The organism is Solwaraspora sp. WMMA2059 (assembly GCF_027497315.1).
Lineage (GTDB): Bacteria > Actinomycetota > Actinomycetes > Mycobacteriales > Micromonosporaceae > Micromonospora_E.
The window spans coordinates 631,528-656,989 of the sequence record NZ_CP114908.1 but is presented as its reverse complement, the minus strand read 5'-3'; the positions used below and the strand labels follow the sequence as shown (position 1 = coordinate 656,989).

Sequence of the window (25,462 nt, the reverse complement as noted above, 5' to 3'; positions counted from 1 at the left end):
CATCAGCCGTCATGCGGCCTGCTGCCGGCGTGCAGCAACGGACGGAGCTCGGCGACGATCGGCTGATCTGCGGGCAGCCAGGTGACCTGATCGAGTTCGTCGGCCGCCAGCCAGCGCAGAGCTGAGTGCTCGAGCGCGGTCGGCTGCGCCGGCCCGAGCAGTCCGGCGAGGTAGACCCGCAGCACCGACCGGCCGTGGCCGAGCGGCTGGTCGGGGCCGACCCGGTCACCCACCGTGATCGCAACCCCGAGTTCCTCGCGGCACTCACGGATCAGGGCATCGGTCTCGGTCTCGCCGCTCTCCACCTTGCCGCCGGGAAACTCCCACTTGCCGGCCGCGCCCGGTGGATGGGTCCGGGCACACGCCAGCACCCGACCGTCAACGACGATCGCCGCCCCGACCACCACCTGACGCCTCGCCCGCCCGCTCCGCACAGCAGATGAGCCTGCCAGATCAATCAGCATTTCGGGTAACCCTGCTGACTGCTAGGACAGCAGATGACGGAAGGGTGGACGTGGACACACCAACCAGTTAGCGGCCAGACTGGGGACCACCGACCAAGACACAGGATGGCGACGATTTGGCCACAAGCCGGCAACGACGCCTGGGAGGTGTGGCTTTGCGAGCACTCTGGTCCAGCCGGACCGGCCGCGACTACCTTAGCGATGCCCTTACCCAACTGGACGGGTGGACGCAGGACGGCCAGCAGCTCCGGCGAACCCTGCTGCTCGACGACAGCCAGCACGCCGAGCTCACCGAGCGGATCAAGGTAGCAGCCGACGCCCTGCACCTGCGGCCCGACGTACGCCGGGCCGACGGACGGACCCAGATCCGGCTCGGCTCCCCCGACGGCGACAAGATCACCGACGGCGACGTCGCACTCGCGGCCCGCATCGAGGACGCCTACCGTACGGTCGTCGACCTTCGCTGACCCCGCATCCTGCGCTCGGACCACCGCTGGCCGCAGCGACCTCGCGCTTCGCTGGCGTGGTTGTGCCCGCCGCCTACCCTCGGACGCATGGCGAACGTGGCGTACGACCGGCGGGAGCAACTTCGGCAGATTGAGAGCGGGCTGCTCGACGGGGAGCAGGTGATCGCGGTCTACGACGCGATCGGCACCGGCACCGGCTTCATCGGGCTGACCAACCGCCGGGTGATCATCCAGGACAAGTCGTTCGTCGGCAAGAAGGTCGCCATCACCAGCATCCCGTACTCGAAGATCACCAGCGTGAGCGTGGTGAGCAACAAGTCCTGGGGCGGCTCGTACTTCTCCTCCGGCGCCATCGCGATCAACGTCGGCACCCACACCTACGAGGTCGAGTTCCGTGGCGACCAGAAGTCCCACCACGTGCACAACGTGATCCTGCACTACATCTCGTGACCGACTGCGGGACCGACAGACAGCAGGGCTGACCGCTCGATTATGTCCATCCCGCGCTCAACCTAAGCGGTTTCCGGCTTCTCCGGCTCGACACCGCCGGCTCGCAGGATCCGCCGGACCTGTTCCCGGCCGTAGCCAGTCACCCGAGCGATCTCGCCCACGCGGGCACCGCCTCGGTATGCAGTCACGATTGCGGCCGCAAGCCGCTTCCGTACCTGTGGCACCTCGGCACGCGCTGAAGCGACTTCCGCGAGCCCATCCTGCACGCGTCGGAGCGCAGCCCGGTACGCCTCCGCTGCCGCCTCAAGGTCACCTGCCACGGCGGAAGGTGCCTCAGGGCTTCGGGTCTGGCGTAACGAACGTGCCGCGACCGGCGGAGGTGACCACACGGCCTTCCTCGCGTAGCACGTCAAGCGCGGCCCGCACGGTGCCACGCGCCACGAGGTACGTCTGCGCCAACGTCACCTCACCAGGCAGCTTGCGCCCCGGCAGCCAATCGCCGCTATCGATCTGCGCCTTGAGCGCATCGGCCACCTGCTCGGCAAACGAACGCGGCGACCACGGGTCGACCATGCTCACAGGCTGCCACCTGTCCAGCCGACCGATGCTATCCATTCAGTTCACCAGCCCAAAACCCACCCGCACCGCGGATTCCCAGACGAAGCGCGCGGCGATACGACGCCTCCTCAGGAGCCGTGGTCGGTCCGAGAGTGCTGCCGGGGCACGGGACGGTGCAGATCTGGGCCGACGCCGGCTCAGGCGGGATTGGTCAGCGGGTGGATGTTGCCGTCGACCGCCTCCGGTTGGCCAATATCGACTCCGGCGAAGGCGTCATGGCCGTATACCAACTGGAGCCGTTCCACCGCCGAGGCTGACCCCTCCGTTCAGCGTCGAGGTGAGTCTCACGCACCTCAAAACCGCCTCGTAAGGTGTCTGAGCCTCACCTCGATGCGGCGCAGACATCGAGACTGAACGACGGTAAGTCAACAGAAGCCGGCTGTTACGGTGAGGAACATGACCGCAGTGCCCGAGTGGATGCGGCCGCCCCGCCCTGAAGGGTGGTACGCCGACGACCTCGACCAGCTCCCGCAGGCGCCCCGTCACACCGAGCTGATCGACGGAGCACTCGTCTTCATGATGTCCCCCCAGCGGGCTTGGCACGGCCGAGCTGTCTCCGCTTTGCTCTTCGCCCTCATGGAGCAGGCGCCAGCAGGCGTCGAGATCGAGCGGGAGATGACGATTCGGCTCGACGAACGGAACGCCCCGAGCCCGATCTCCTCGCCACGCGGGCTCCCTACTACGACCCGGACTGCACCTTCTACACACCCGACCAGGTGCTGTTGGTCGTCGAGGTGGTCTCGCCGGAGTCGGACCACCGCGACCGGACGGTCAAGCTGCGCAAGTACGCGGAAGCCGGCATCCCGCACTACTGGCGCGTCGAAGACGAGGGTGGATCACCGGTGGTCCACGCCTACGAGCTCGACGAGCCCACCCGGTCGTACGTCGCGACCGGGATCCACCGCCACGAGCTGCACACCACGACGCCGTTCGAGCTCAAGCTGAATCTGGACGGGCTTGTGCCCGGTCGAAAAAGCTGAGCCGGGCAGCCGCTCAACTGCCTGACACCTCTCTGCCATGACCGCAGGGCCGGCCTACAGCCTGATGACCCGAACCCGATGCCCGCACAACTTGGTCATGTCGTCGACATCCGACGTCAAGACCGCGACCGGCGCGGGTAGTCGTAGCGCCATCTCGGCGACCATGGCATCGATGGCGTACTTGTGCCCGTGCAACCCCGCCGCCTTCAACAGCCCCGCACTGCGACGGGCGCTTTCCTTCGTCACCGCCTCCACACGAATGCGGGACAACAGCCAGGTCAGCCGAGCGGTGTCCACGCCGGTGTGGGAAACCTCGATGATCGTGGCAGCCGACATGGCCAGATCAGCCCCGTCACGCTCCGCCTGCTCCAGCAGTCGCATCACCATGCGATCCCGGCCGATCCATCCCGAGAAGCCTTGCGAGTCGAGCACAAGCGATTCGAGGCTCACGCCGCCCGGTCCGTCTCCCTGGTCCCGTACAGAAGCGCCTGGGCCTCGGCCATCTCCTGATCGGTGAACGCCCCGGACTCAGCTTGATAGCGGTCCAACTCCTCCCGGAGAAGCCTTCGCCGCTCAGCCCGCTCGGCCAGCTCGGTGAGGTAGCCGGAGACGTTGTCGGTGTGCGACTTCATGCTCTCCAGCAGCTCCACCGGCAGCGTGATCGTGACCTTCCTCGTCCTCGCCATCCAACAACCATACCACGGTATTACCGCGAGCTGGGCACAGCTGCTACCCCCTCGCAGACACCGCGAACCTTGGGACACGCCACATGCCGGCTCGTGCCCAGCATGCCGAAATCAGACGTTGAAGCGGAACTCGACGACGTCGCCGTCCTGCATGACGTACTCCTTGCCTTCCATCCGAACCTTGCCGGCCGCCTTGGCCGCCGCCATCGTGCCGGCCGCGACCAGGTCGTCGTAGGAGACGATCTCGGCCTTGATGAAGCCGCGCTGGAAGTCGGAGTGGATCACCCCGGCGGCCTCCGGCGCGGTCGCCCCGACCGGGATGGTCCAGGCCCGCGCCTCCTTCGGCCCGGCGGTGAGGTACGTCTGCAACCCGAGCGTACGGAATCCGACCCGGATCAGCTGGTTGAGCCCCGGCTCGCTCTGCCCGGTCGACTCCAGCAGCTCCATCGCCTCGTCGTCCGGCAGATCGATCAACTCGGACTCGATCTTGGCGTCCATGAAGACCGCCTCGGCCGGGGCGACCAGCGCCCGCAGCTCGGCGAGCAGCTCGGCATTGCCCAGCTCGTCCTCGTCGACGTTGAAGACGTACAGGAACGGCTTGGTGGTGAGCAGGTGCAGCTCACGCAGCTCGGCGACGTCGATGCCGGCGGCGGCCGCACCCGCGTACAGCGTGGTCCCGCCGTCGAGCAGCGCGGCGGCGGCCTTCGCGGCTGCGTGGATCGCCGCCCGGTCCTTGCGCAGCCGGGCTTCCTTCTCCAGCCGGGGCAGCGCCTTCTCCAAGGTCTGCAGGTCGGCCAGGATCAGCTCGGTGTTGATCGTGGCGATGTCGTCACCCGGGGAGACCTTGCCGTCGACGTGCACCACGTTCGGGTCGGAGAAGACCCGCACGACCTGGCAGATCGCGGCGGCGTCGCGGATGTTGGCCAGGAAGGCGTTGCCTCGGCCCTGCCCCTTGGACGCGCCCCGCACCAGACCGGCGATGTCGACGAACGACACCGGCGCCGGGATGGTCTTCTCCGAGCCGAAGATCTCCGCCAGCCTGCCCAGCCGCCCGTCCGGCAGCCCCACCACCCCGACGTTCGGCTCGATCGTGGCGAAGGGGTAGTTCGCCGCGAGGACGTCGTTCTTGGTGAGCGCGTTGAACAGGGTGCTCTTGCCGACGTTGGGCAGGCCGACGATGCCGATGGTGAGACTCACGTCGGTCGAGTCTACGCAGCGTCCGGTGGCGGGTCAGGCGCAGGCGGTCTTCAGCTTCTCCGCCAGCTCGGCCAGGCGACCCTCCACCTGTCCCATCGGGGTGTTGTCGTCCGGGTCGACGATCTGGGCGGCGAACTCGGACGCCTCGGTCAACGCCTGCTGCACGTCGGCGTCGACCGGGTCGGCGGCGAGCGACTCCAGCATTGCCGAGAGGTCGGTGAACTTGGCCCGGAACTCGGCGTCGGCGGTCTCCGCAGCCGTCCCGCCCTCAGCCACTGCGGCGATGAGGTCGGCGAAGTACGCCTCGATGGTCGATGCAGTCTCCTCGGCGACCGGTACCGCCGTGTCGCATGCCGTCTTGGTGGCCGCGGCGGCCCCGCCCTCGGCGGAGCCGGCCGACTCCGCGTCGGCCGACGCGGTCGCCGTCGGCGATGACGTCTGACCGGCGGCGGTGTCGGTTTCGCTGTCGCCACCGCCGCAGCCGGCCAGGGTCAACGCGAGCGCCGTCGCAGCGGCGGCGGTGATCAGGGTACGTCGCATCGAAGATCCGTCCATTGAGAGGCGAGCAAACTGGACCAGGCTAACGGACGTCTGCTCCCGGCCCGCCCGGCCCCTCGTGGACGTCACTCGCAGACGGCGCGGAAATCTTCTGGGATCGCCACCACGGCGGCGACCTGCTCGTCGCTGAGCGGAGTCTCACCGATCTCGGTGGCGGCCTCGATCGCGGCCGTACTCTCGGTCAGCACCGTCCGCAGTTCGTCCGACACCGGGCCGGTGGCCAGTGAGGTGAGCGTCGCCGACCAGCCGCGCATCTGCGCCTCGAAGTTGTCCTTCGCGTCCGCCGGCGCCCCCGCGCTGGCCGTCGGGTCGGCGAACTGGTTGACGTCACGCTGGAAACCGGCGGCGAAGTCGCTGCTCATCGATACCGCCTGATTGCATGCGGCGTTGGTGGCGGCGAGGATGTCGGCCTCGCTGGCGGTGGTGCTGCCGACGGTCGGCGACGGCGCGCCCGTCGGCGGCGGCTCGGTGCCGCAGCCGGTGAATCCGAGGATCAGGGCCGAGCCGAGAACGGCGCTGGCCAGTAGGCGACGCATGATATCTACCGACTCCTTTATCGAGGTGCACCAAACTGTGCCACTCTATCGATCCAGGAGCCAGGTCGCCGAACGGAGCCCATCGACCGACACAGATGGCGAGAGCGCCGCTGCCAGCAGTTGATGGTGAGCATCGTCATGTTACTTACCAGTGACGCGTGCTCTACCGTCTGCGCAGGGCGACGGCGCCGTGTGCCCAGCGCGGCCAGACCCGGCAGCACCGGGCGGTACCCGCTGCGAGCGGCGTACCGTTGCCGCCCGGACGGACGTTCGGGTGGACGACAAGGTCCGGGCGAGCGGGGAGCGGGTGGCGTGGTGGCGAACGGGGCGGCGGCGCTGGCGCGGCCGGTGGTGGAACGGGCACGCATCGCGGTCGCGATCGCGTTCGGGGTCAGTGGTCTGGCGTTCGCCTCGTGGATCTCCCGTACCCCGGCGATCCGCGACGCCCTCGATCTGACCAACGCCCAGTTCGGGCTGCTGCTGTTGTGCACGTCGGTGGGCGCGGTCAGCGCGCTGCCGCTGTCCGGTCCGCTGGTACACGCGATCGGGCCCCACCGGACGGTGCTGCTGGGCGCCGCGGCCGTGACCGTCGGGATGCTCGCCGTCGCAGTCGGTGTGGCGGTCGTCTCACCGCCACTGGCCGGCGCCGGGCTGCTGCTGACCGGCACCGGGTTGAGCAGCTGGGACGTGGCGATGAACGTCGAGGGTGCCGACGTCGAGCGCCGGCTCGACCGCCCGCTGATGCCCCGTTTCCACGCCGGCTTCAGCCTGGGTACGGTGACCGGCGCGCTCCTCGGGGCCGGGTGTGCCTGGCTGGCGGTGCCGGTCGACTGGCAACTCGCCGTCACCGCACTGCTGGTGATCGCCTCGATCGCCGCGGCCGTACGGATGTTCCTGCCGGTCCCGGTGCGGGTGCCCGGCGCGGCAGCACCCCGGTCCGGGGTGCTGCGTGCCTGGCGGGAGCCGCGCACCCTGCTGATCGGTCTGCTGGTGCTGGCCTTCGCGTTCGTCGAAGGGGTGGCGAACGACTGGCTCACCCTGGCCGTGGTCGACGGCTACCAAGTCGGTGACGCGGTCGGCGCGGTCGCATTCGGGGTGTTCGTCGCGGCGATGACCGCCGCCCGGATGGTCGGCGGTACGGCGTTGCAACGCTGGGGACGGGTGACGGTGCTGCGGGCGACGGCGGTGCTCGCCCTGATCGGCCTGGCCCTGGTGGTGTTCGGGCCGACGCTGCCGCTGGCGCTGCTCGGGGCACTGCTGTGGGGCGCCGGGGCGTCGCTCGGCTTCCCGGTCGGGATGAGCGCGGCCGCCGACGAGGCCGACCGGGCGGCGGTACGGGTGTCGGTGGTCAGTTCGATCGGCTACACCTCGTTCCTGGCCGGTCCGCCACTGATCGGTTTCCTGGCCGAGCAGGTCGGCATCCTACGATCGCTGCTGGTGGTGCTCGGGGCGTTGGCGATCGGCCTGCTGGCCGCCGGCGCTACCCGGCCGGCCGGCACGGGCGGCACGGGCGGCACGGCCAGCGCTACCCAGCCGGCCGGCACGGGCCAGGGCTCGTGACTGCAGGTCCGATTCCCGCCAGCCGACCGGGCCGGCAAGCGGGCAGGATCGACCCATGGAGCTCGACTTCGAGCGGTGCTACCGAGTGGTGGACAGCCGCGACCAGCGCTTCGATGGCTGGTTCTACACCGGCGTGACGTCGACCGGCATCTACTGCCGGCCGTCCTGCCCGGCGGTCACCCCGAAGCGGGACAACGTTCGGTTCTTTGCCTCGGCGGCCGCCGCGCAACAGGCCGGGCTGCGCGCCTGCCGGCGCTGCCACCCCGACGCCACCCCGGGTTCGCCCGACTGGGACCGCCGCGCCGACCTGGTCGGGCGGGCGATGCGGTTGATCGGCGACGGGGTGGTGGACCGCGGCGGCGTACCGGGGCTGGCCCGCCGGCTCGGCTACACCGAACGGCATCTCACCCGGGTGCTGACCGAGCAGGTGGGGGCCGGCCCGCTGGCGTTGGCCAGGGCGCAGCGTGCGCAGACGGCCCGGATCCTGGTGGAGCGGACCGCTCTGACCGTCGCCGAGATCGCGTTCGCGGCCGGGTTCGGCAGCGTCCGGCAGTTCAACGACACGTTCCGGACGGTGTACGGCGGCCCGCCGTCGACGCTGCGCGGCCGCGTACGGCCCGGTGCGCCCGACCGGGCCGGGGTGATCACCGTACGGCTGGCGTTCCGTCGGCCGATGGCGGTCGACGCCGTACTCGGATTCCTGGCCGACCGGGCGGTGCCCGGCGTGGAGTCCGCCGACGGCGGCAGATACCGGCGTGCGCTGCGGTTGCCGTACGGCACCGGCACGGTGGCGCTCACCCCGCACGACGGTTTCCTCGCCGCCGCGTTGCGCCTCGCCGACCTGCGTGATCTGGCACCGGCGGTGTCCCGCTGCCGCCGGCTGTTCGACCTGGACGCCGACCCGGCGGCGGTGGACGCCGTGCTGGGTGCCGATCCGGCGTTCGCCGCTGCTGTCGCCGCCGAGCCCGGGGTCCGGGTGCCGGGCGCGGTGGACGGCTTCGAACTGGCGGTACGGGCCGTGGTCGGGCAGCAGATCTCGGTGTCCGCCGCCCGCCGGGTGCTGGCCCGCCTCTGCGCGGCGACCGCGTCGCGAACAGCCCCGCCTGCGGACGGGTCGCGAACAGCCCTGCCTGCGGACGGCCTGGCGCCGTTCCCGGGCCCGGCCGAACTGCTCGCCCTACCCGACGACGCCTTCGCGATGCCAGCCACCCGGCGCGGCACGCTGCGCGCGTTGGCCGCCGGGGTCGCCGACGGCGACATCGGGCTCGACCTGGGCAGCGACCGGGCCGAGCTGTCGCACCGGCTCACCGCACTGCCCGGCATCGGCCCGTGGACCGCCGGTTATGTGGCGATGCGGGCGCTCGGCGACCCGGATGTGCTGCTCGGCACCGACCTGGGGGTACGGCGCGGCGCGGCGGCGCTCGGCCTGCCCGCCTCCCCCGCAGACCTGACCACCCACGCTGAGCGCTGGCGGCCCTGGCGGTCCTACGCCAACCTGCGGCTGTGGCGGTCCGCCACGCCAACGAAATCTACATCGGAGTGAATGATGACAACGTCTTCGACATTGGACGCGAGTACGATCGCCACGGCGGTCGGGCCGCTGACACTGATCGCCGACCCGGACGGGGCACTGCGGGCCGCCGGCTTCACCGCCGACCCGGACGACCTGCTCGCCGTGGTCCACCCCGACCTGCGCGGACCGGTCCGCCACCGGGCCGACCTCGGCGACGTCACCCGCGCCGTACGGTCCTACCTGGCCGGTGAGCTCACTGCGATCGACCAGCTCCCGGTCAGCCAGCGCGGCGGTCCGTTCCAGCGCACCGCCTGGTCGGCGCTGCGTGAGGTGAAGCCCGGCGAGCCGGTCAGCTATACGGCGTTCGCCCTGCGCTCCGGCCGCCCGGCAGCGGTCCGGGCGGCAGCCGGCGCCTGCGCCCGCAACGCGGTCGCGCTGGTGGTCCCCTGCCACCGGGTGCTGCGCGGCGACGGCACGCTGGGCGGCTACCGATGGGGTCTGCCGATCAAGAAGTGGCTGCTCGACCATGAATCGCAGGTGACCTTCGCAGGGCAGTGAACCGGTGCCGGCACCGGCTACCGTCGTGGTGTGGACGCCGTACCCGACCGATCTCCGCCCCGGCGGCGCGCCGTCCACAATCTCTGGCGACTGCGCTGTTACCTGCGCCCGTACCTCGGTCAACTTGGTTGGCTGCTGGCGGCCGCCGCAGCAGCGACCGGGGCCGGCATCGCCATCCCGCTGGTCATCGCCGAGGTGGTGGACGGCCCGGTGGCCGCTGGTGATCCCGCTGGTCTGCTGTTCCTCGGTGGACTCGCCCTGCTGCTCGGCGTCGTCGAGGCGGTGCTCATCTTCATCCGGCGGTGGACACAGAGTGCCTCGTCGATCGGGATGGAGAGCACCATCCGCGACGACATCTACGCCCACCTGCAGCGACTCCCGGTCACCTTCCACGACCAGTGGCAGTCCGGGCAGCTGCTGTCCCGGGCGATCAGCGATCTGTCGGTTATCCGACGCTTCCTCTCCTTCGGCCTGCTGTTCCTGATCCTCAACTCGGCGACCTACCTGACCGTGGTGGCGCTGCTGCTGCACCTGTACTGGCCGTTGGGACTGGTGGTGGCGGCCAGCGCCCTACCGCTATACCTGTTCAGCCACCAGTTCACCCGCGCCTACCTGCGGGTGTCCCGACGAATGCAGGACCAGCAGGGTGACCTGGCCACCCTGGTCGAGGAGTCCGCGCAAGGGCTGCGGACCATCATTTCGTTCGGGCGCGGGCCGTACCTCACCGCGCGCTTCACCGACCTGGCCCGCGAGCTGCACGACACCGCGGTCGGCAAGGGCCGGCTGCTCGCCCATGCCTCGGCCCGCTACGACCTGGTGCCGAACGCGAGCCTCGCGGTCGTGCTGGTTGTCGGGGCTGTCGCCGTCGCCGACCAGCAGCTCACCATCGGTCAACTGGTCGCCTTCGTCACCCTGCAACTGATGCTGATCTGGCCGATCAAGTCGCTGGGCTGGATCATCTCGCACGCCCAGGAGGCGATGACCGCCGCCGACCGGATTCAGGAGGTGCTGGACACCTCGCCGTCGATCGTCGACCGACCGGATGCCATCAGGATCCGGGTCGGTGAGGTCCGCGGCGAGTTGCGTTTCGACAACGTCACCTTCGGCTACCCGGGGACGCCGGAGCCGGTGCTGCGCGGCGTCGACCTCACCGTACGGCCGGGTGAGACGTTGGCCATCGCCGGCCTGACCGGCAGCGGCAAGACCAGCCTGGTGTCGCTGGTGCCGCGGCTGTACGACGTCACCGGCGGGCGGATCACCCTGGACGGTCATGACCTGCGCGACCTGCGCCTCGACGAGCTGCGCCGGTGCGTCGGCGTGGCGTTCGAGGACCCCACCCTGTTCTCGATGTCGGTCCGGGAGAATTTGACCCTCGGCCGCCCGGACGCCACCGACGCCGAGGTGCACGCCGCGGTCCGGTTGGCGCAGGCCGACTTCGTCCACGACCTGCCCTGGGGGTTGCGGACCCGAATCGGCGAGCAGGGGCTGTCACTGTCCGGCGGGCAGCGGCAGCGGCTGGCGCTGGCCCGGGCGGTGCTGGGCCGGCCCCGGGTGCTGGTGCTCGACGACCCGCTGTCCGCCCTGGACGTGCACACCGAGGCGTTGGTGGAGCAGGCGCTGCGCCGAGTGCTGGTCGGCACCACCGCGCTGCTGGTGGTGCACCGGCCGTCCACGGTCGCGTTGGCCGACCGGGTGGCACTGCTGGACGCGGGCCGGATCGCGGCTGTCGGCACCCACACCGAACTGCTCGCCACCGTGCCCGCCTACCGGGCCGTACTCTCCGCCGACGGACCCGGCCTGGTCAGGTCGCGGTGAACCGGACCGACGGTGCCGGCGGTACCGCAGATCGCGACGCGAGCAGGTACGACGACGGGCAGCTGGACTGGCGTGGGATCTCCGACCGGGCGGCGGACGGGGTCGGCGGCGCAGGCGACGGCGACCCGGTCGACAACGCCCGGGTCCGGGCCCGCAGCCGGGCGCTGCTCGGCTCGCTGACCCGGCCGCACCGGCGCATGATCGCGGTGGCGGTCGCCCTGCTGCTGCTGCAGAACGCCGCCGCGATGGCCGGTCCGTACCTGGTGATGCTGGGTATCGACCGGGCCATTCCGCCGCTGACCGACGACGGCGACGCGGGGCCGCTGATCGCGATCGCCGTCGCCTTCGCGGTCGCCACCGTCGCCGAGTACGTCGGCAAGCGCAGCTTCCTGATCCTGTCTGCCCGGATCGGTCAGGCGATCCTGCTCGACCTGCGTCAGCGGGTGTACCGGCATTTCCTCGGCCTGTCGGTCAGCTTTCACGAGCGCTACACCTCCGGCCGGGTGGTGGCCCGGTTGACCAGTGACATGGACTCGATCTCCGAGCTGGTCAACGGCGGCATCGACGATCTGGTGCTCGCCGGGCTGTCGGTGGTCTCGGTGGCGGCGATCCTGCTCTGGCTGGACCTGCCGCTGGCCCTGGTGACCCTGCTGGCATTCCCGTTCCTGCTGTGGATGTCGATCTGGTTCGCCCGCGCCTCCACCGTCGCCTACCGGCGTACCCGGGAGACTGTGGCGCTGCTGATCGTCCACTTCGTGGAGTCGCTCGGCGGTGTCCGGGCCGTGCACGCGTTCCGGCGCGAGCCCCGCAACCAGGAGATCTTCGGAGAGGTCAACACCGGCTTCCAGCGGGCCAGCCTGCACGCGTTCCGGCTGATCGCGATCTACTCACCGAGCCTCAAGGGCATCGGCAACGTGGCCATCGCGATGGTGCTCACCTTCGGCGGTTGGCAGGTGCTGCAGGGCCGCACTGAGATCGGCGTGCTCGCCGCGTTCCTGCTGTACCTGCGCCGGTTCTTCGAGCCGATGCAGGAGCTGAGCCAGTTCTACAACTCGCTGCAGTCGGCGACCGCGGCGCTGGAGAAGCTCTCCGGCGTACTCGACGAGCGGCCGGACGTCCCCGAACCGGTGCGGCCGCGGCCGCTGCCGCTGCCGGTACGCGGCGCGGTGCGGCTGCATGCCGTTTCCTTCGGCTACCGGCCGGACCGTCTGGTGCTGCCCGAGCTGACCCTGCGCATTCCTGCCGGGCAGACGGTCGCGCTGGTCGGGGCCACCGGGGCCGGCAAGTCAACGATCGCCAAGCTGGTGGCCCGGCTCTACGATCCGGTCAGCGGGTCGGTCACCCTGGACGGGATCGACCTGCGTGACATCGCCGGCCGCGACCTACGGCGGGACGTGATCATGGTGACGCAGGAGAATCACCTCTTCGCCGGCAGCGTCGCGGACAACATCCGGTTCGGCCGGCCGGACGCCACCGACACCGAGGTCGAGGCTGCGGCGCGGGCGATCGGCGCACACGAGTTCATCGCCGGACTTCCCGACGGGTACGCCACCGACGTGCACCGGCGCGGCGGGCGGCTGTCCGCCGGGCAACGGCAGTTGGTCGCCTTCGCCCGGGCGGTGCTGGCCGACCCGGCAGTTTTGATCCTCGACGAGGCGACCTCGTCGCTGGACGTGCCGACCGAGCGCCTGGTGCAGCGGGCGTTGCAGACCATGCTCGACGGTGGCCAGAACTGCAGTAGCCAGAACTGCGGTGGCGGCAACGACGGTGGCCGCAACGGCGACGGACCGGGGGCCAACAGCTCGCCGACCGGCCACGGGCGCACTGCGCTGGTCATCGCGCATCGGCTGTCGACGGTGCAGATCGCCGACCGGGTGCTGGTCCTCGACGACGGCCGGATCGTCGAGGACGGCCGGCCCGCCGACCTGATCGCCGACGGCGGTCGGTACGCCGTGCTGCACCACCAGTGGCGCGACAGCCTTAGCTGACCCGGACCGCCTGCAGGGTGTAGCTGAGTGGGAACCGCTCCGGTCGTTCAGTCAACCGCCACTCGCCGTCGTCGCCCTTTATCATCCGGCCGGGCAACGCGTTCCACGGCACGCTGTCGTGCTCGACCAGCATCGTCACCTGGAGCCCGGCGTCGGTGAGCGCGGTGAAGATCTCCCCGATGCCGTGGTTCCAGGAGTGGGTCAGGTTATGGGTGAAGCTGACGGCCGTATCGACGTAGGTGCCGTCCTCGTTCCATACCAGCGGCCGGTCCGTCTCGAAGTACGGCAGGTCGAGCACGAGCAGGCCGTCCGGGCGGGTCTCGTCGACCGCCCACAGCGCCGGGTGCCCTTCCCGCAGGAACAGCCGGCCGCCCGGCCGCAGCAGTGCGGCCACCGTCTCCGCCCATCGGGTCACGCTCGGCAGCCAGCAGAGCGCGCCGATCCCGGTGAAGACGAGGGCGAACCCTCCCGCGCCGAGCACCTCCACGGCGCGGTAGACATCGGCTTCGACGTACTCGACCGGGGTCTGTGCGGCTGCGGCGATCCGCCGGGCCTCGGCCAGGGACGCGCCGGAAAGGTCCAGGCCGGTCATGGTCGCGCCCAGCCGGGCCAGCGACAGCGTGTCGGTGCCGATGTGGCACTGCAGATGCACTCCGCGTACGCCGGTCAGGTCGCCGAGCCTCGGCAGGTCGAAGCGCACCACCTCACTGAGCAGCGCCGGGTCGGCGATCAGCTGCGCCACCCGGTAGTCCGGCGATGCGGCGTGTGCCGGCGCGCGCTCGTCCCAGCTGGCCCGGTTGAGCGCCAGATAGTCGGTCATGCCGCCGACCATCGCATGATCCGACGCCGCTGGCACCCCGTTATCGTCCGGTCGGGTCCGGCCCGGTGAGCCTGGTAACGGCGGGTGGCCCCGGTCGCTCATGCGCTCCCGGGGCCACCCGCTTTCTCAGTTGTTACGTGTCACGCCCTGTTCGCCCGACGGCGGGTGAGCAGGAGCAACGAGATGCCCAGCACCACGAGCGCACCGCCGCTGGTGATCAGGTTCGTGGTCGCGCTGCCGGTGACCGGCAGCCCCACGTACCGGAAGGCGATCTCGTTCGAGGTGCCGTTCGGTGTCGTCACCGTGATGGTTGTGTGCTTGACGTCGCACGGCGGAGTGACGAAGCTCAGCGAGGTCCCGGAACTGTTGACCGTGACCTTGTTCGCTGGAATCGTCTTGCCGCAGATCGTCACGGTCGTCTGGCCTGGGATGAAGCCGCTGCCTCCGACGACCACTGTGGTCCCGCCGTTGGCCGGTCCCTGTCCAGGGTCGACCGAGTCGATCACCGGTGCCGGGCCACCCGAGTAGGTGAAGCCGTCCGGAGCGACCGCGTCGTCACCCGGCAACACCACCACCACATCAACCGGACCCACCGGCCCCGGCGGCGTCACCACCGTCAACGACATACCCGACGGATCCACCACCAGATCAGTCCCCGGCACACCACCGAACGTCACATCAGTCGCCCCGGTAAAACCGGAACCCGTGACCGTCACCGTGGTACCACCCGTGTTCGGACCCGAATCCGGCACCACCGAATCAATCGTCGGCGGCACATAGGTGAAGATCCCCGCATCCGCAGTACCAGCCGGGAACACCAACACCACATCAGCCGGACCAGCAGCACCCGGCGGAGTCACCACCGTGATCTCCGTACCAGCCGGATTCACCGCAAACCCCGTACCCGCCACGCCATCAAACGTGACACCGGTCGCCCCAGTGAAACCCGAACCAGTAATCGTCACCGTGGTACCACCAGACGTCGGCCCGAAATCAGGATCCAGATCCGTCACCACCGCATCCGAACCATCAGCCAGATACGTGTACGCCAACGGATCAGTCGAACCACCATCAGTGGTCACCACCACATCCACCACACCAGGCGCATGCGCCGGAGTCACCGCCGTCAACGACGTACCCGACGGATCCACCACCACATCAGTGGCCGGCAACCCGTCAAACGTCACCGCCGTGTCACCCGGCACAAAACCCGAACCAGTGATCGTCACCACCTGACCACCAGACTGCGGACCAGAATCCGGATCAATAGACGACGCAGTCGGCGGCGCGACCACGTAGGTGAAGCCGTCCGGAGCGACCGCGTCGTCACCCGGCAACACCACCACCACATCAACCGGACCCACCGGCCCCGGCGGCGTCACCACCGTCAACGACATACCCGACGGATCCACCACCAGATCAGTCCCCGGCACACCACCGAACGTCACATCAGTCGCCCCGGTAAAACCGGAACCCGTGACCGTCACCGTGGTACCACCCGTGTTCGGACCCGAATCCGGCACCACCGAATCAATCGTCGGCGGCACATAGGTGAAGATCCCCGCATCCGCAGTACCAGCCGGGAACACCAACACCACATCAGCCGGACCAGCAGCACCCGGCGGAGTCACCACCGTGATCTCCGTACCAGCCGGATTCACCGCAAACCCCGTACCCGCCACGCCATCAAACGTGACACCGGTCGCCCCAGTGAAACCCGAACCAGTAATCGTCACCGTGGTACCACCAGACGTCGGCCCGAAATCAGGATCCAGACCCGTCACCACCGCATCCGAACCATCAGCCAGATACGTGTACGCCAACGGATCAGTCGAACCACCATCAGTGGTCACCACCACATCCACCACACCAGGCGCATGCGCCGGAGTCACCGCCGTCAACGACGTACCCGACGGATCCACCACCACATCAGTGGCCGGCAACCCGTCAAACGTCACCGCCGTGTCACCCGGCACAAAACCCGAACCAGTGATCGTCACCACCTGACCACCAGACTGCGGACCAGAATCCGGATCAATCGACGACGCAGTCGGCGGCGCGACCACGTAGGTGAAGCCGTCCGGAGCGACCGCGTCGTCACCCGGCAACACCACCACCACATCAACCGGACCCACCGGCCCCGGCGGCGTCACCACCGTCAACGACATACCCGACGGATCCACCACCAGATCAGTCCCCGGCACACCACCGAACGTCACATCAGTCGCCCCGGTAAAACCGGAACCCGTGACCGTCACCGTGGTACCACCCGTGTTCGGACCCGAATCCGGCACCACCGAATCAATCGTCGGCGGCACATAGGTGAAGATCCCCGCATCCGCAGTACCAGCCGGGAACACCAACACCACATCAGCCGGACCAGCAGCACCCGGCGGAGTCACCACCGTGATCTCCGTACCAGCCGGATTCACCGCAAACCCCGTACCCGCCACGCCATCAAACGTGACACCGGTCGCCCCAGTGAAACCCGAACCAGTAATCGTCACCGTGGTACCACCAGACGTCGGCCCGAAATCAGGATCCAGACCCGTCACCACCGCATCCGAACCATCAGCCAGATACGTGTACGCCAACGGATCAGTCGAACCACCATCAGTGGTCACCACCACATCCACCACACCAGGCGCATGCGCCGGAGTCACCGCCGTCAACGACGTACCCGACGGATCCACCACCACATCAGTGGCCGGCAACCCGTCAAACGTCACCGCCGTGTCACCCGGCACAAAACCCGAACCAGTGATCGTCACCACCTGACCACCAGACTGCGGACCAGAATCCGGATCAATAGACGACGCAGTCGGCGGCGCCGGTGCGGCCGGACGTTCACAGGTGGCCTCGGCGATGATGACTTCACCGACCGGGATGACCACCGGGAACCCGAGGAGCAGACCCGAGAGTGACGCGGTGAGCACGATGGTGGCCGCCGCCGCGCTGTCGGCGGTGACGGTCTCGATACGCGACAGCGAGACGTCGAGCATCGCTCCGACCAGACCCGGTACCGTCACCGCGGCGCTCACGTCAAGGCTCGGCCCGTTCGGGATCAGGACCTCCGCCAGGCCGAACACGGTAAGCCCGGTCAACGTCGTGTCGGCAGTCTGCGGACCGACGAAGGGGCAGCTGACCGCAGCCTCGACGGCCGATGCGGTCAGCACGTTCACCCCGAGGATGTCCAACGACACGTCGGCGACCGAGGACGAGGCGGACGACGAAATTGGGCCCCTGGTAGCGCTGACCTCCAGGACGGTGCCGTCGGCGGCGACGCCGATGGCTCCCGGCAGGGTGATGTCGAGCAGGGTCTCGGTGTCGGTGCCGCCGGCGGGTGGGGCGTCCACCGACCCGATCACCGCACTGGCCTCGATCACCGAAATCCCGAGGACCTCAGCCGAGAGGTCGACGATCACCCCCCTCGCATGCGCGTCTCCGGGAGCTGCGTAGGCGGGTGCGGCCGTCACCGCCAACCCGCCAGCGGTGCCAAGTAGCGCGGCCAGCGAGACGCTGGCCACCCGTTTCAACGTTGACTGCACTTTTCCCCCGTCTCGTCTTCTGCGTGAGCCGGACAGGCCGGTGCGCCCATCCGTCAGAAACGAGAACGACAGCAAATAGGGCAAGTCGCGCGAAACTACCGGAGGTCCACCTCACTCGACACGCATGTCCGGCGCGGCGTAGCTGGCCAGACGGGACGGCGTCCGCTGAACAGATCCACTTCCGCCGTTCGCCGGACGTGCCCGCAAGTTGATCCCTAAGCTCACTCACCTGGCCTCGGACGGGCTGCCCGGTCAGGAAGCACTGCCCGCCAACCGTCAGAACAGGATCCGCGTCACAGCACCTGTCAGTACCGGGAGGTAACTTGGTGCCGCTGGTTTCGCGGAACGGGGAGGGTCGCGGGTGCGGTACGTGGCGATCGGGGACAGTTTCACCGAAGGGCTCGGCGACGAGTTGCCGGACGGCACCGTACGCGGCTGGGCCGATTTGGTCGCCGCCGGGCTCGCCGCCGCGAATGGCGGTAGCGTGCAGTACGCCAACCTGGCGGTCCGGGGACGGCTGCTGGAGCCGATCGTCACCCAGCAGCTCGACCGGGCACTGTCGCTGTCCCCACTCCCGACGATGATCACCCTCAACGGCGGCGGCAACGACATGATGCGCCCCGGCACGGACCTGAGCCGGCTGGTCGCGCTGACCGAGGGCGCGGTACGCCGCTGCGCCGACGCCGGGGTTCGGCTGGTGCTGCTCAGCGGCGGCGACCCGAGCGCCCGGCTGCCGTTCGGCACGACGATGCGGCGGCGCGGGGTCTCGCTGACCGCCGCCACCGCTGAGCTCGCAGCCCGGCACGGTCTCGACTTCATCGACGTTTTCAGCGACGTGGAGATCCGCCGCGAACAGTACTGGTCGCCCGACCGCCTGCATCTCAACTCTGCCGGCCACCGCCGGGTCGCCAGCCTGGTGCTGGACGGGCTGGGCCACCCGACCGAGGCGCACGTGGTCAACCCGGCACCGGTCGGCCGGCGCAGCCTGCTCGCCGAGGCCCGCTACTACCGGGAGTTCGTGGTGCCCTGGGTACACCGCCGGCTGCGCGGCCGCTCGTCCGGTGACGGGCGGACCGCGAAGTACGCCGACTGGGTGCCGGTCCAGGCCGGCTGACCCGCCGCTGCGCCGCTTTGGCAACACCGCCGCCGCGGCGGTGCGTCACACCAGGGCGGGTCGACGACGCCACCCCGAGGTGATCCCGGCGCTCGCCGCTCGGACCGCGCTCGGCCGGATCGGCGAGCCCGACGACATCGGCAGGGTGATCGCGGCGCTGCTGTCCGCGGCCGGTATCAGCAGCACCCATCTGGCGCCGAAGAGTGCGGCTGGATCACCGCACAGGACATCGAGGTGTCCGGCGGTTACAACCTCTAGCCGCTGCTCACCGGCTGGTGACCGGGACAGCGGCCCGGTCACCAGCCGCGCAGGAAGCGCAGGCCGAGCAGGAAGGCCACCACCGACGGCCCGACGAGCAGCGTCACCGCCTGCAGTCGGTACGGCATCCGGTGCCGGCCGAGTTCGAGTGCGTTGGCGAACACCGAGGCGGCGGCGAGCATCATGAAACCGCCCCACCAGCCGATGGTGCCGAAGTCGACCAGACCGGTCACGATCAGCTCAAGGGTGGCCCCGACCCCGGCACCGGTTACGGCCAGCAGGGCCACGGTGCGGTGCAGCCCTCGGGCGAGCGGATGGTCCGGACGCCAACGGTAGGTGCCGGCCACCGCCAGGCAGGGCAGCACGACGAGCAACGGCCAGCCGTCACCCATCAGCCCCAGCATGAGCAGTGCGCCCACGGTGAAGACGATCGCGCCGATGCCGGCGACGACGTATCCACCGAAGGCGCGGCCGCCACCGCGGGCCATCAGCGGGCCACCGGCGGCGGCGATCAACGCGCCGGGTACCAGGATGAACCCGGCCCACCAGTGGAACCGCCCGGGCGACTGGGCGGCGGCGGTCGCCGCCCCGGTGGCCAGGGCCGCCGCGCCGAGACCGGCGAGCCACCCGCGCTGAATCTGTCGCTTGGTGTCCACGACGACGAGCCTGCCCGGTCGCCGGCCGGCGGACCATCCGGGTAGCCCTACTTCCGAAGGTCAGAAATCCCCGAATCCGCCGAAGTCGCCGCCACCGAAATCCCCACCGCCGAAGTCGCCGCCACCGAAATCCTCGCCACCGGAGAAGTCCTCCCCGCCGGAGAAGTCCTCGTCACCGCCGCCGTCCTCCAAGCCGGCGGCGTACCCGGCGTCGTAGCCGGGGTCGCCGAACGTCGGAGAGAACAATGCACTGAAGACCAGCATGCCGCCGATCGCACCGGCCGCCCCGGCCAGCGCCGGCTTCCACAGCGGTTGGGAGTACCAGCCGGCCGGCACCGGCCGGCCCTGGTGGTAGCCGCCCGGGTAGTAGTGCGGCGTCTGCGGGCCCGGGTTGGGCCCGGCCCGGAAGGTCTGCCCCTGGACGTCGACCTCACGCTCCTTGGTGAGCTGCCCGGCGCCCCGGGCGGCGGCCAGTGGGGGCAGTTCGGGACCGGGGTCGATGCCGAGCGCCACCCGGGCCGCCCGGACGTAGGCCAGGCCCTCCAGGGCGGTCTCCCGGGCCAGCTCGAACTGCTTGAGGCTGCGGGCCTGCTCCAACTGGGAGCCGGCTGCGGTGTAGCGCTCGCCGGCGTCGAGCAGCGACTGCCGGACCGCCGGCTGGTCGCCGTGCAGGTTCATCACCTGGCCGCCGAGCCGCTCGTACCAGCGTTGTGCCTCGGCCCGGGCGTCGGCCAGCGCCCGCTCCTTGCGGGCGGCGCTCTCCCCCCGCCACCACAGCAGGCCGCCGGCGAACAACGCCACCAAGACCAGGAGCAGAAGAAATTCCATGGCTACGACGGTAGCCGCCCTGATCCACCACCAGCCACAACGACGGGCGGTGCCGGGCGTCGGCGGGCGGGCGGCGTACCTGTTTGACATGCTTTCCGGCGTGGATGTCGCGACGGTTGTGGTGGTGGTCGTCTGTCTCGGTTGCGGCGCGGCGCTCGGCTGGCTGACTGCCCGGGCCCGGTCGGCGACCGAGATCGCCCGGCTGGACGCGACGCTGCGCGCCACCCGCGACGGCGAGGGTCGGTTGGAGCAGTCGATGCGGGCGCTGTCGTACGAGGCGACCGCCCAGTCGCAGGAGGCGGTGGCGCGGGCGGTGGCTCCGCTGCACGACGCACTGCGCCGCTACGAGCAGCGGGTGGCTGAGCTGGAGCACGACCGGGTCGACGCGTACGCCGAGCTGCGTGAGCAGGTCCGGGCGATGGGCGGGGTCTCCGCTGAGCTGCGTACCGAGACCAAGCAGCTGGTGGCGGCGCTGCGCGCGCCCCAGGTGCGGGGCCGGTGGGGTGAGCACCAGCTGCGGCGCATCGTCGAGGCGGCCGGGATGCTCGAGCACTGCGACTTCGCCGAGCAGGTGACCGCGCGGACCGAGCAGCAGACGGTCCGCCCGGATCTGGTGGTACGGCTGCACGGCGGGCGCAGCGTGGTGGTCGACGCCAAGGCACCGTTCGACGGCTACCTGTCCGCGATGGAGGCCCGCGAGGAGCGCACCCGGGACCAGCACCTGGACAGCCACGCCCGGCAGCTGCGGACCCATGTGGACGCGCTCGCCGCGAAGCAGTACTGGTCCGCGTTCGATCAGACGCCGGAGTTCGTGGTGCTGTTCGTGCCGGCCGACCCGTTCCTGGACGCCGCGTTGCAGCGCGACCCGGCTCTGCTGGAGCACGCGTTCAGCCGGGACATCGTGCTGGCCACCCCGGCGACGCTGGTGGCCCTGCTGCGTACGGTGGCGTACTCGTGGCGACAGGAGGCGCTGGCCCGTAACGCGGTGGCGGTGCACGGGCTGGCCCGTGAACTGTACGGGCGGCTGGCCACGCTGGGCGAGCATGTCACGAAGCTGGGTAACGCGCTGGGGGGTGCGGTCACCGCGTACAACCGGGCGGTGGGATCGCTGGAGGGGCGGGTCCTGGTCAGTGCGCGCAAACTCGCCGATCTCGGGGTTTCCGGCGCTGAACTGACGCCCCCGCCACAGGTCGAGGTGGCGCCCCGTCAGGTGCAGGCGCCGGAGCTGGAATCGCCGTCGGCCGGCGATGACCGGGCGCATCGGACACGTCCCGAGTGGACCGGGTTGAGCTGGGAAAACCCCAAATAGACATCACTCATTGCAGGCATTTCACTACGACCACGCCACCTATTCAGGGAAGTTTATGTCACGGGCTGGTCACAACGCTTGGCTAGGTAGTGACAGCGATCCACCGGAACACAAAGGATGCGGTCACACGTGCCCTGCACCACAGGGCCCAGTTCTTCCGGAGGAAGAGAACGTGAGTAAACCCCGCATCTGGAGACGGCGAACCTCTGCCGCGCTCCTGGCATCCGTCATGGTGGCCGGTGCCGTGACGCTGGCGGGTGGTGCGTCCACCGCGAGCGCCAACCCGTCGACCAAGGCCGACGTACTGAAGGACACCCCTACCGATACGTTGGGGTCGCACGATCTCGACCTGCTCGCCGAGGCGGAGGCGAAGAGCGAGCAGAGCGTCACCTTGCTGGTCGCCACCGAGCAGGGCCAGGCACCGAAGGTCGCGGCCGAGCTGAAGAAGCTCGGCGGCGTGATCGGCAACCAGGTCGACGAGGTCGGCTATGTCCGGGCCCGCGTGCCGGTCAAGAACGTCGTCGCGGCGTCGAAACTGCCCGGGGTCTCGGCGGTCGACCTCAACGAGACGATCCCGATGCCGGACCCGATGCCGGAGAGCATGGCGGCGGCTTCCTCCGTGGCGAGCGCGACCACCGGCCCGGGGCCGGACACCGGCGCGGTCAACCCCTACATGCCGACCAATGAGACCGGCGCGGTCTCGTTCAAGAACAGCCACCCGCGCTGGGACGGCCGCAATGTCCTCGTCGGCATCATGGACTCCGGGATCGACCTGGACCACCCGGCGCTGCAGACCACCACCACCGGGGAGCGGAAGATCGTCGACTGGGTCACCCCGATCGACCCGGTCTACGAGAATGACGGCACCTGGCGGCCGATGCTCACCGGTGTGAGCGGCCCGAGCTTCAGCTACGCCGGCGTCACCTGGTCCGCGCCGGCCGGCTCCTACATGATTAACCTGTTCTCGGAGTCGATCACCGCGGGCGGGTCGGCCAACGGTGACGTCAACCGCGACGGCGACACCAGCGACCGGTTCGGGGTGCTGTACGACCCGGCCACCAACGACGTACGGGTCGACGTCGACCAGGACTTCGACTTCACCGACGAGCCGGTGATGCGCCCGTACCAGGAGAACTTCGACATCGGCCACTTCGGCACGGACGATCCTTCGACCCCGATCGCCGAGCAGGTGCCGTTCGTCGTCGAGTTCCGCACCGACGTCGACACCGCTCCGGTCGGCGGCCCCGGCCTGATCGACTACGTCAACATCGGACTGATCTCGTCGTCGCACGGCACCCACGTGGCGGGCATCGTGGCCGCCAACGACATGCTGGGCAACGAGGACTTCGACGGCGCCGCGCCCGGCGCCAAGCTGGTCTCCTCCCGGGCCTGCACCTTCGCCGGCGGCTGCACCGCCGCCGCGTTGACCGACGGCATGATCGACCTGGTGATCAACCGGGGCGTCGACATCATCAACATGTCGATCGGTGGTCTGCCGGCACTCAACGACGGCAACAACGCCCGCGCCGAGCTCTACAACATCCTCATCGACGTGTACGGCGTGCAGATGTTCATCTCGGCCGGCAACTCCGGCCCGGGCACCAACACCATCGGTGACCCGTCGGTGGCCTCGAGCGTGGTCAGCGTCGCCGCGAGCGTGAGCCGGGACACCTGGCTGGCCAACTACGGCTCCGAGGTACGCACCCGCAACTCGCTGTTCCCCTTCTCGTCGCGCGGTCCGCGTGAGGACGGCGGGTTCAAGCCGAGCATCAGCGCCCCCGGCGCGGCCATCTCCACCGTCGCCGGCTGGGAGGAGGGCGGCCCGGTCCCTGAGGCCGGCTACCCGCTGCCGCCCGGCTACGCCATGTACAACGGCACGTCGATGGCCGCTCCCCAGGCCACCGGCGCGGTTGCCCTGCTGATGTCGGGCGTCAAGGCCAAGGACCTCGACGTCACCCCGATGCAGCTGCGTCGGGCGCTGTACAGCGGTGCCCGCTGGATCAACGGTGCCTCCGCCCACGAGCAGGGCAACGGCATGCTGCACGTGGCCGACACCTGGAAGCTGCTGCGCGAGGGCGTCGAGGTCAACGGCTACGACGTCAGCGCTCCGGTCTGCACCCCGATCTCGGAGTACCTGGCCACCCCGCACGAGGGCACCGGCGTCTACAACCGGTGCGCCGCCGACGCCGGTGGTCACCGGCCGGGCCAGTTCAAGTCCTACCCGGTCACCATCACCCGGACCAGCGGCCCGGACGTCGACCTGCTGCACAAGCTCAAGTGGGTCGGCAACGACGGCACCTTCGCTGCCCCCGGCCAGGTGGTGCTGCCGCTGAACGAGGCCGTCACGTTCAACGTGCGGGCCACCCCGGACGCCGGTGTGCACAGTGCCATCCTCCGGGTGGACAACCCGTTCACCGCCACGGCCGACTTCGAGATCATGAACACCGTGGTGGCATCTACCGCGATGACCAGCCCGGAGTACGAGTTCAGCACCTCCGGCAAGGTGACGCGTAACGCGTACACGTCGTACTTCGTCACGGTGCCGGAAGGCGCGACGGCGCTGCAGGTCAGCCTGTCGGGCATCGCGGACGGATCGCAGACCCGGTTCATCGCGATCGACCCGTACGGCGTACCGCTGGAAAGCTCCAGCAGTCTGCGCTGCTACACCAACTTCTCCGACCCGGACGTCTGCAAGCCGGACGAGCGGGACTACCAGGACCCGCTGCCGGGGGTCTGGGAGATCGAGGTGGAGTCGCGGCGGACCTCGCCGATGCTGCAGAACCCGTTCGAGTTGACCGCCCAGGTACAGGGCGTCACCGTCGACCCGACCAGCACGGTGCTCGAGGACGTCACCCTCGGTGAGACCACCCCGCTCAGCTGGACGGTGGAGAACATCTTCGGCCCGGTCGTCGTCTCGGGGCAGGGCGGCTCGCTCGGCTCGGCGAACAGTGACCGGCCGACGATCGCCGACCTGGAGGTGCAGACCTTCCAGGTGACGGTCCCGGCCGGGGCAACCCGGTTGTTCGCGAAGATCGGCAACACCAGCGATCTCAGCGCCGACCTGGACCTGTTCGTCTACCGGAACGGTTCGCTGATCGACTACACCGCCGACGGCGACTCCGAAGAGGCTGTCACCATCGACAACCCGGCACCCGGTGTCTACGACATCGAGGTCGACGGGTACTCGGTGCCGGCCGGCACCACCGAGTACGACTACCTGGACGTGTTCTACTCGACCGGGTTGGGCACCATCTCGGTCGAGTCGGGCTCGACGGAGCTGGTCAACGGCGCCAGCGCCACGCTCAGCGGCAGCGTCACGGTGGACGCCACTCCGGAGGCGGGCCGGGAGCTGTTCGGTGAGATGCTCGTCGTCACCGACCAGGGCGCGGTCGTCGGCCGCGGCGGGGTCTCGGTCAGCTCGGTGAGCTGACCGTCGGCTAAGCCGTACGACGGAAGAAGGGCCCACCCCGAGTCGGGGTGGGCCCTTCACTGTGTCCTACGGGCACCGACGCCGGTGGTCGGCGCGCACCAGGGTCGGC

General features: G+C 69.7%; 22 protein-coding genes and 2 pseudogenes. 12 read left to right on the top strand and 12 right to left on the bottom strand.

What is annotated here, in order from left to right:
* Window positions 1-2: 2 nt before the first annotated feature.
* Entirely contained in the window at window positions 3-464 is a 462-nt protein-coding gene (locus O7553_RS03020) for a (deoxy)nucleoside triphosphate pyrophosphohydrolase (protein ID WP_278167161.1), read from the bottom strand.
* A gap of 155 nt (window positions 465-619) precedes the next feature.
* Between O7553_RS03020 and O7553_RS03015 the strand changes: the two genes are divergently transcribed.
* A complete protein-coding gene (locus tag O7553_RS03015) occupies window positions 620-931 on the top strand; it encodes a 4a-hydroxytetrahydrobiopterin dehydratase (RefSeq protein WP_281553362.1) in 312 nt (103 codons plus the stop codon).
* Between the two features lie 87 nt (window positions 932-1,018).
* Window positions 1,019-1,381, top strand: a complete 363-nt coding sequence (locus O7553_RS03010; protein WP_123605368.1) for a PH domain-containing protein — start codon at window positions 1,019-1,021, stop codon at window positions 1,379-1,381.
* A gap of 333 nt (window positions 1,382-1,714) precedes the next feature.
* On the opposite strand, the gene O7553_RS03005 is transcribed toward O7553_RS03010, so the two are convergent.
* Complete coding sequence (locus O7553_RS03005; RefSeq protein WP_281555441.1) at window positions 1,715-1,954, bottom strand: winged helix-turn-helix domain-containing protein; 240 nt, start codon at window positions 1,952-1,954, stop codon at window positions 1,715-1,717.
* Between the two features lie 441 nt (window positions 1,955-2,395).
* Between O7553_RS03005 and O7553_RS03000 the strand changes: the two are divergent.
* A pseudogene (locus tag O7553_RS03000) lies at window positions 2,396-2,593 on the top strand (Uma2 family endonuclease); the annotation flags it as partial.
* Window positions 2,536-2,979, top strand: a complete 444-nt coding sequence (locus O7553_RS02995) for a Uma2 family endonuclease (RefSeq protein WP_281553361.1) — start codon at window positions 2,536-2,538, stop codon at window positions 2,977-2,979. The pseudogene O7553_RS03000 and the gene O7553_RS02995, both read left to right, overlap by 58 nt.
* A gap of 54 nt (window positions 2,980-3,033) precedes the next feature.
* Here the strand turns inward: O7553_RS02995 and O7553_RS02990 are convergent, their stop codons facing one another.
* The 5 genes from O7553_RS02990 to O7553_RS02970 form a co-directional block, all read right to left on the bottom strand.
* A complete protein-coding gene (locus tag O7553_RS02990) occupies window positions 3,034-3,429 on the bottom strand; it encodes a PIN domain-containing protein (RefSeq protein WP_278167157.1) in 396 nt (131 codons plus the stop codon).
* Window positions 3,426-3,665, bottom strand: coding sequence for a hypothetical protein (locus O7553_RS02985; RefSeq protein WP_123605371.1), 240 nt, complete (start codon window positions 3,663-3,665; stop codon window positions 3,426-3,428). Before O7553_RS02985 ends, O7553_RS02990 begins: the two co-directional genes overlap by 4 nt.
* 111 nt (window positions 3,666-3,776) lie before the next feature.
* Window positions 3,777-4,862: a redox-regulated ATPase YchF gene (ychF, locus tag O7553_RS02980; protein WP_281553360.1), complete on the bottom strand. Its 1,086-nt coding sequence runs from the start codon at window positions 4,860-4,862 to the stop codon at window positions 3,777-3,779.
* Between the two features lie 33 nt (window positions 4,863-4,895).
* Window positions 4,896-5,402 (bottom strand): hypothetical protein, encoded by a 507-nt coding sequence (locus O7553_RS02975; RefSeq protein ID WP_281553359.1) that lies wholly within the window; start codon window positions 5,400-5,402, stop codon window positions 4,896-4,898.
* A gap of 83 nt (window positions 5,403-5,485) precedes the next feature.
* Window positions 5,486-5,956: a hypothetical protein gene (locus O7553_RS02970; RefSeq protein WP_281553358.1), complete on the bottom strand. Its 471-nt coding sequence runs from the start codon at window positions 5,954-5,956 to the stop codon at window positions 5,486-5,488.
* A 312-nt stretch (window positions 5,957-6,268) separates the two neighbouring features.
* Between O7553_RS02970 and O7553_RS02965 the strand changes: the two genes are divergently transcribed.
* The 5 genes and pseudogenes from O7553_RS02965 to O7553_RS02945 form a co-directional block, all read left to right on the top strand.
* A complete protein-coding gene (locus O7553_RS02965) occupies window positions 6,269-7,516 on the top strand; it encodes an MFS transporter (protein ID WP_281553357.1) in 1,248 nt (415 codons plus the stop codon).
* A gap of 55 nt (window positions 7,517-7,571) precedes the next feature.
* The gene (locus O7553_RS02960) at window positions 7,572-9,059 is read left to right on the top strand and encodes an AlkA N-terminal domain-containing protein (protein WP_281553356.1); all 1,488 of its coding nucleotides are present in this window, start codon (window positions 7,572-7,574) and stop codon (window positions 9,057-9,059) included.
* Window positions 9,060-9,587: a methylated-DNA--[protein]-cysteine S-methyltransferase gene (locus O7553_RS02955; protein WP_281553355.1), complete on the top strand. Its 528-nt coding sequence runs from the start codon at window positions 9,060-9,062 to the stop codon at window positions 9,585-9,587.
* Window positions 9,588-9,617: 30 nt separating this feature from the next.
* Window positions 9,618-11,402 carry an ABC transporter ATP-binding protein gene (locus O7553_RS02950; protein ID WP_281553354.1) on the top strand — a complete coding sequence of 595 codons (1,785 nt, stop codon included), beginning with the start codon at window positions 9,618-9,620 and terminating at the stop codon, window positions 11,400-11,402.
* A gap of 62 nt (window positions 11,403-11,464) precedes the next feature.
* Window positions 11,465-13,120, top strand: a pseudogene (locus tag O7553_RS02945) (ABC transporter ATP-binding protein); the annotation flags it as partial.
* A 262-nt stretch (window positions 13,121-13,382) separates the two neighbouring features.
* On the opposite strand, the gene O7553_RS02940 reads toward O7553_RS02945, so the two are convergent.
* Window positions 13,383-14,210, bottom strand: coding sequence for a class I SAM-dependent methyltransferase (locus O7553_RS02940; RefSeq protein ID WP_281553353.1), 828 nt, complete (start codon window positions 14,208-14,210; stop codon window positions 13,383-13,385).
* Window positions 14,211-14,350: 140 nt separating this feature from the next.
* The gene (locus O7553_RS02935; RefSeq protein ID WP_281553352.1) at window positions 14,351-17,758 is read right to left on the bottom strand and encodes an IPT/TIG domain-containing protein; all 3,408 of its coding nucleotides are present in this window, start codon (window positions 17,756-17,758) and stop codon (window positions 14,351-14,353) included.
* 361 nt (window positions 17,759-18,119) lie between these two features.
* Here O7553_RS02935 and O7553_RS02930 point away from each other — a divergent pair, with 361 nt between their 5' ends.
* Window positions 18,120-18,872: an SGNH/GDSL hydrolase family protein gene (locus O7553_RS02930; protein ID WP_281553351.1), complete on the top strand. Its 753-nt coding sequence runs from the start codon at window positions 18,120-18,122 to the stop codon at window positions 18,870-18,872.
* 45 nt (window positions 18,873-18,917) lie between these two features.
* On the opposite strand, the gene O7553_RS02925 is transcribed toward O7553_RS02930, so the two are convergent.
* The 3 genes from O7553_RS02925 to O7553_RS02915 all read right to left on the bottom strand — a co-directional run bounded on the left by O7553_RS02925 (window position 18,918) and on the right by O7553_RS02915 (window position 20,614).
* Complete coding sequence (locus O7553_RS02925) at window positions 18,918-19,058, bottom strand: hypothetical protein (protein ID WP_281553350.1); 141 nt, start codon at window positions 19,056-19,058, stop codon at window positions 18,918-18,920.
* A gap of 110 nt (window positions 19,059-19,168) precedes the next feature.
* Window positions 19,169-19,786 carry a hypothetical protein gene (locus tag O7553_RS02920; RefSeq protein ID WP_281553349.1) on the bottom strand — a complete coding sequence of 206 codons (618 nt, stop codon included), beginning with the start codon at window positions 19,784-19,786 and terminating at the stop codon, window positions 19,169-19,171.
* 60 nt (window positions 19,787-19,846) lie between these two features.
* A complete protein-coding gene (locus O7553_RS02915) occupies window positions 19,847-20,614 on the bottom strand; it encodes a hypothetical protein (RefSeq protein WP_281553348.1) in 768 nt (255 codons plus the stop codon).
* An 88-nt stretch (window positions 20,615-20,702) separates the two neighbouring features.
* On the opposite strand from O7553_RS02915, the gene O7553_RS02910 reads away from it, so the two are divergent.
* Together O7553_RS02910 and O7553_RS02905 are read left to right on the top strand one after the other, a co-directional pair.
* Window positions 20,703-21,923, top strand: a complete 1,221-nt coding sequence (locus tag O7553_RS02910; RefSeq protein WP_281555440.1) for a DNA recombination protein RmuC — start codon at window positions 20,703-20,705, stop codon at window positions 21,921-21,923.
* A 172-nt stretch (window positions 21,924-22,095) separates the two neighbouring features.
* Complete coding sequence (locus O7553_RS02905; RefSeq protein WP_281553347.1) at window positions 22,096-25,353, top strand: S8 family serine peptidase; 3,258 nt, start codon at window positions 22,096-22,098, stop codon at window positions 25,351-25,353.
* Window positions 25,354-25,462: the final 109 nt, after the last annotated feature.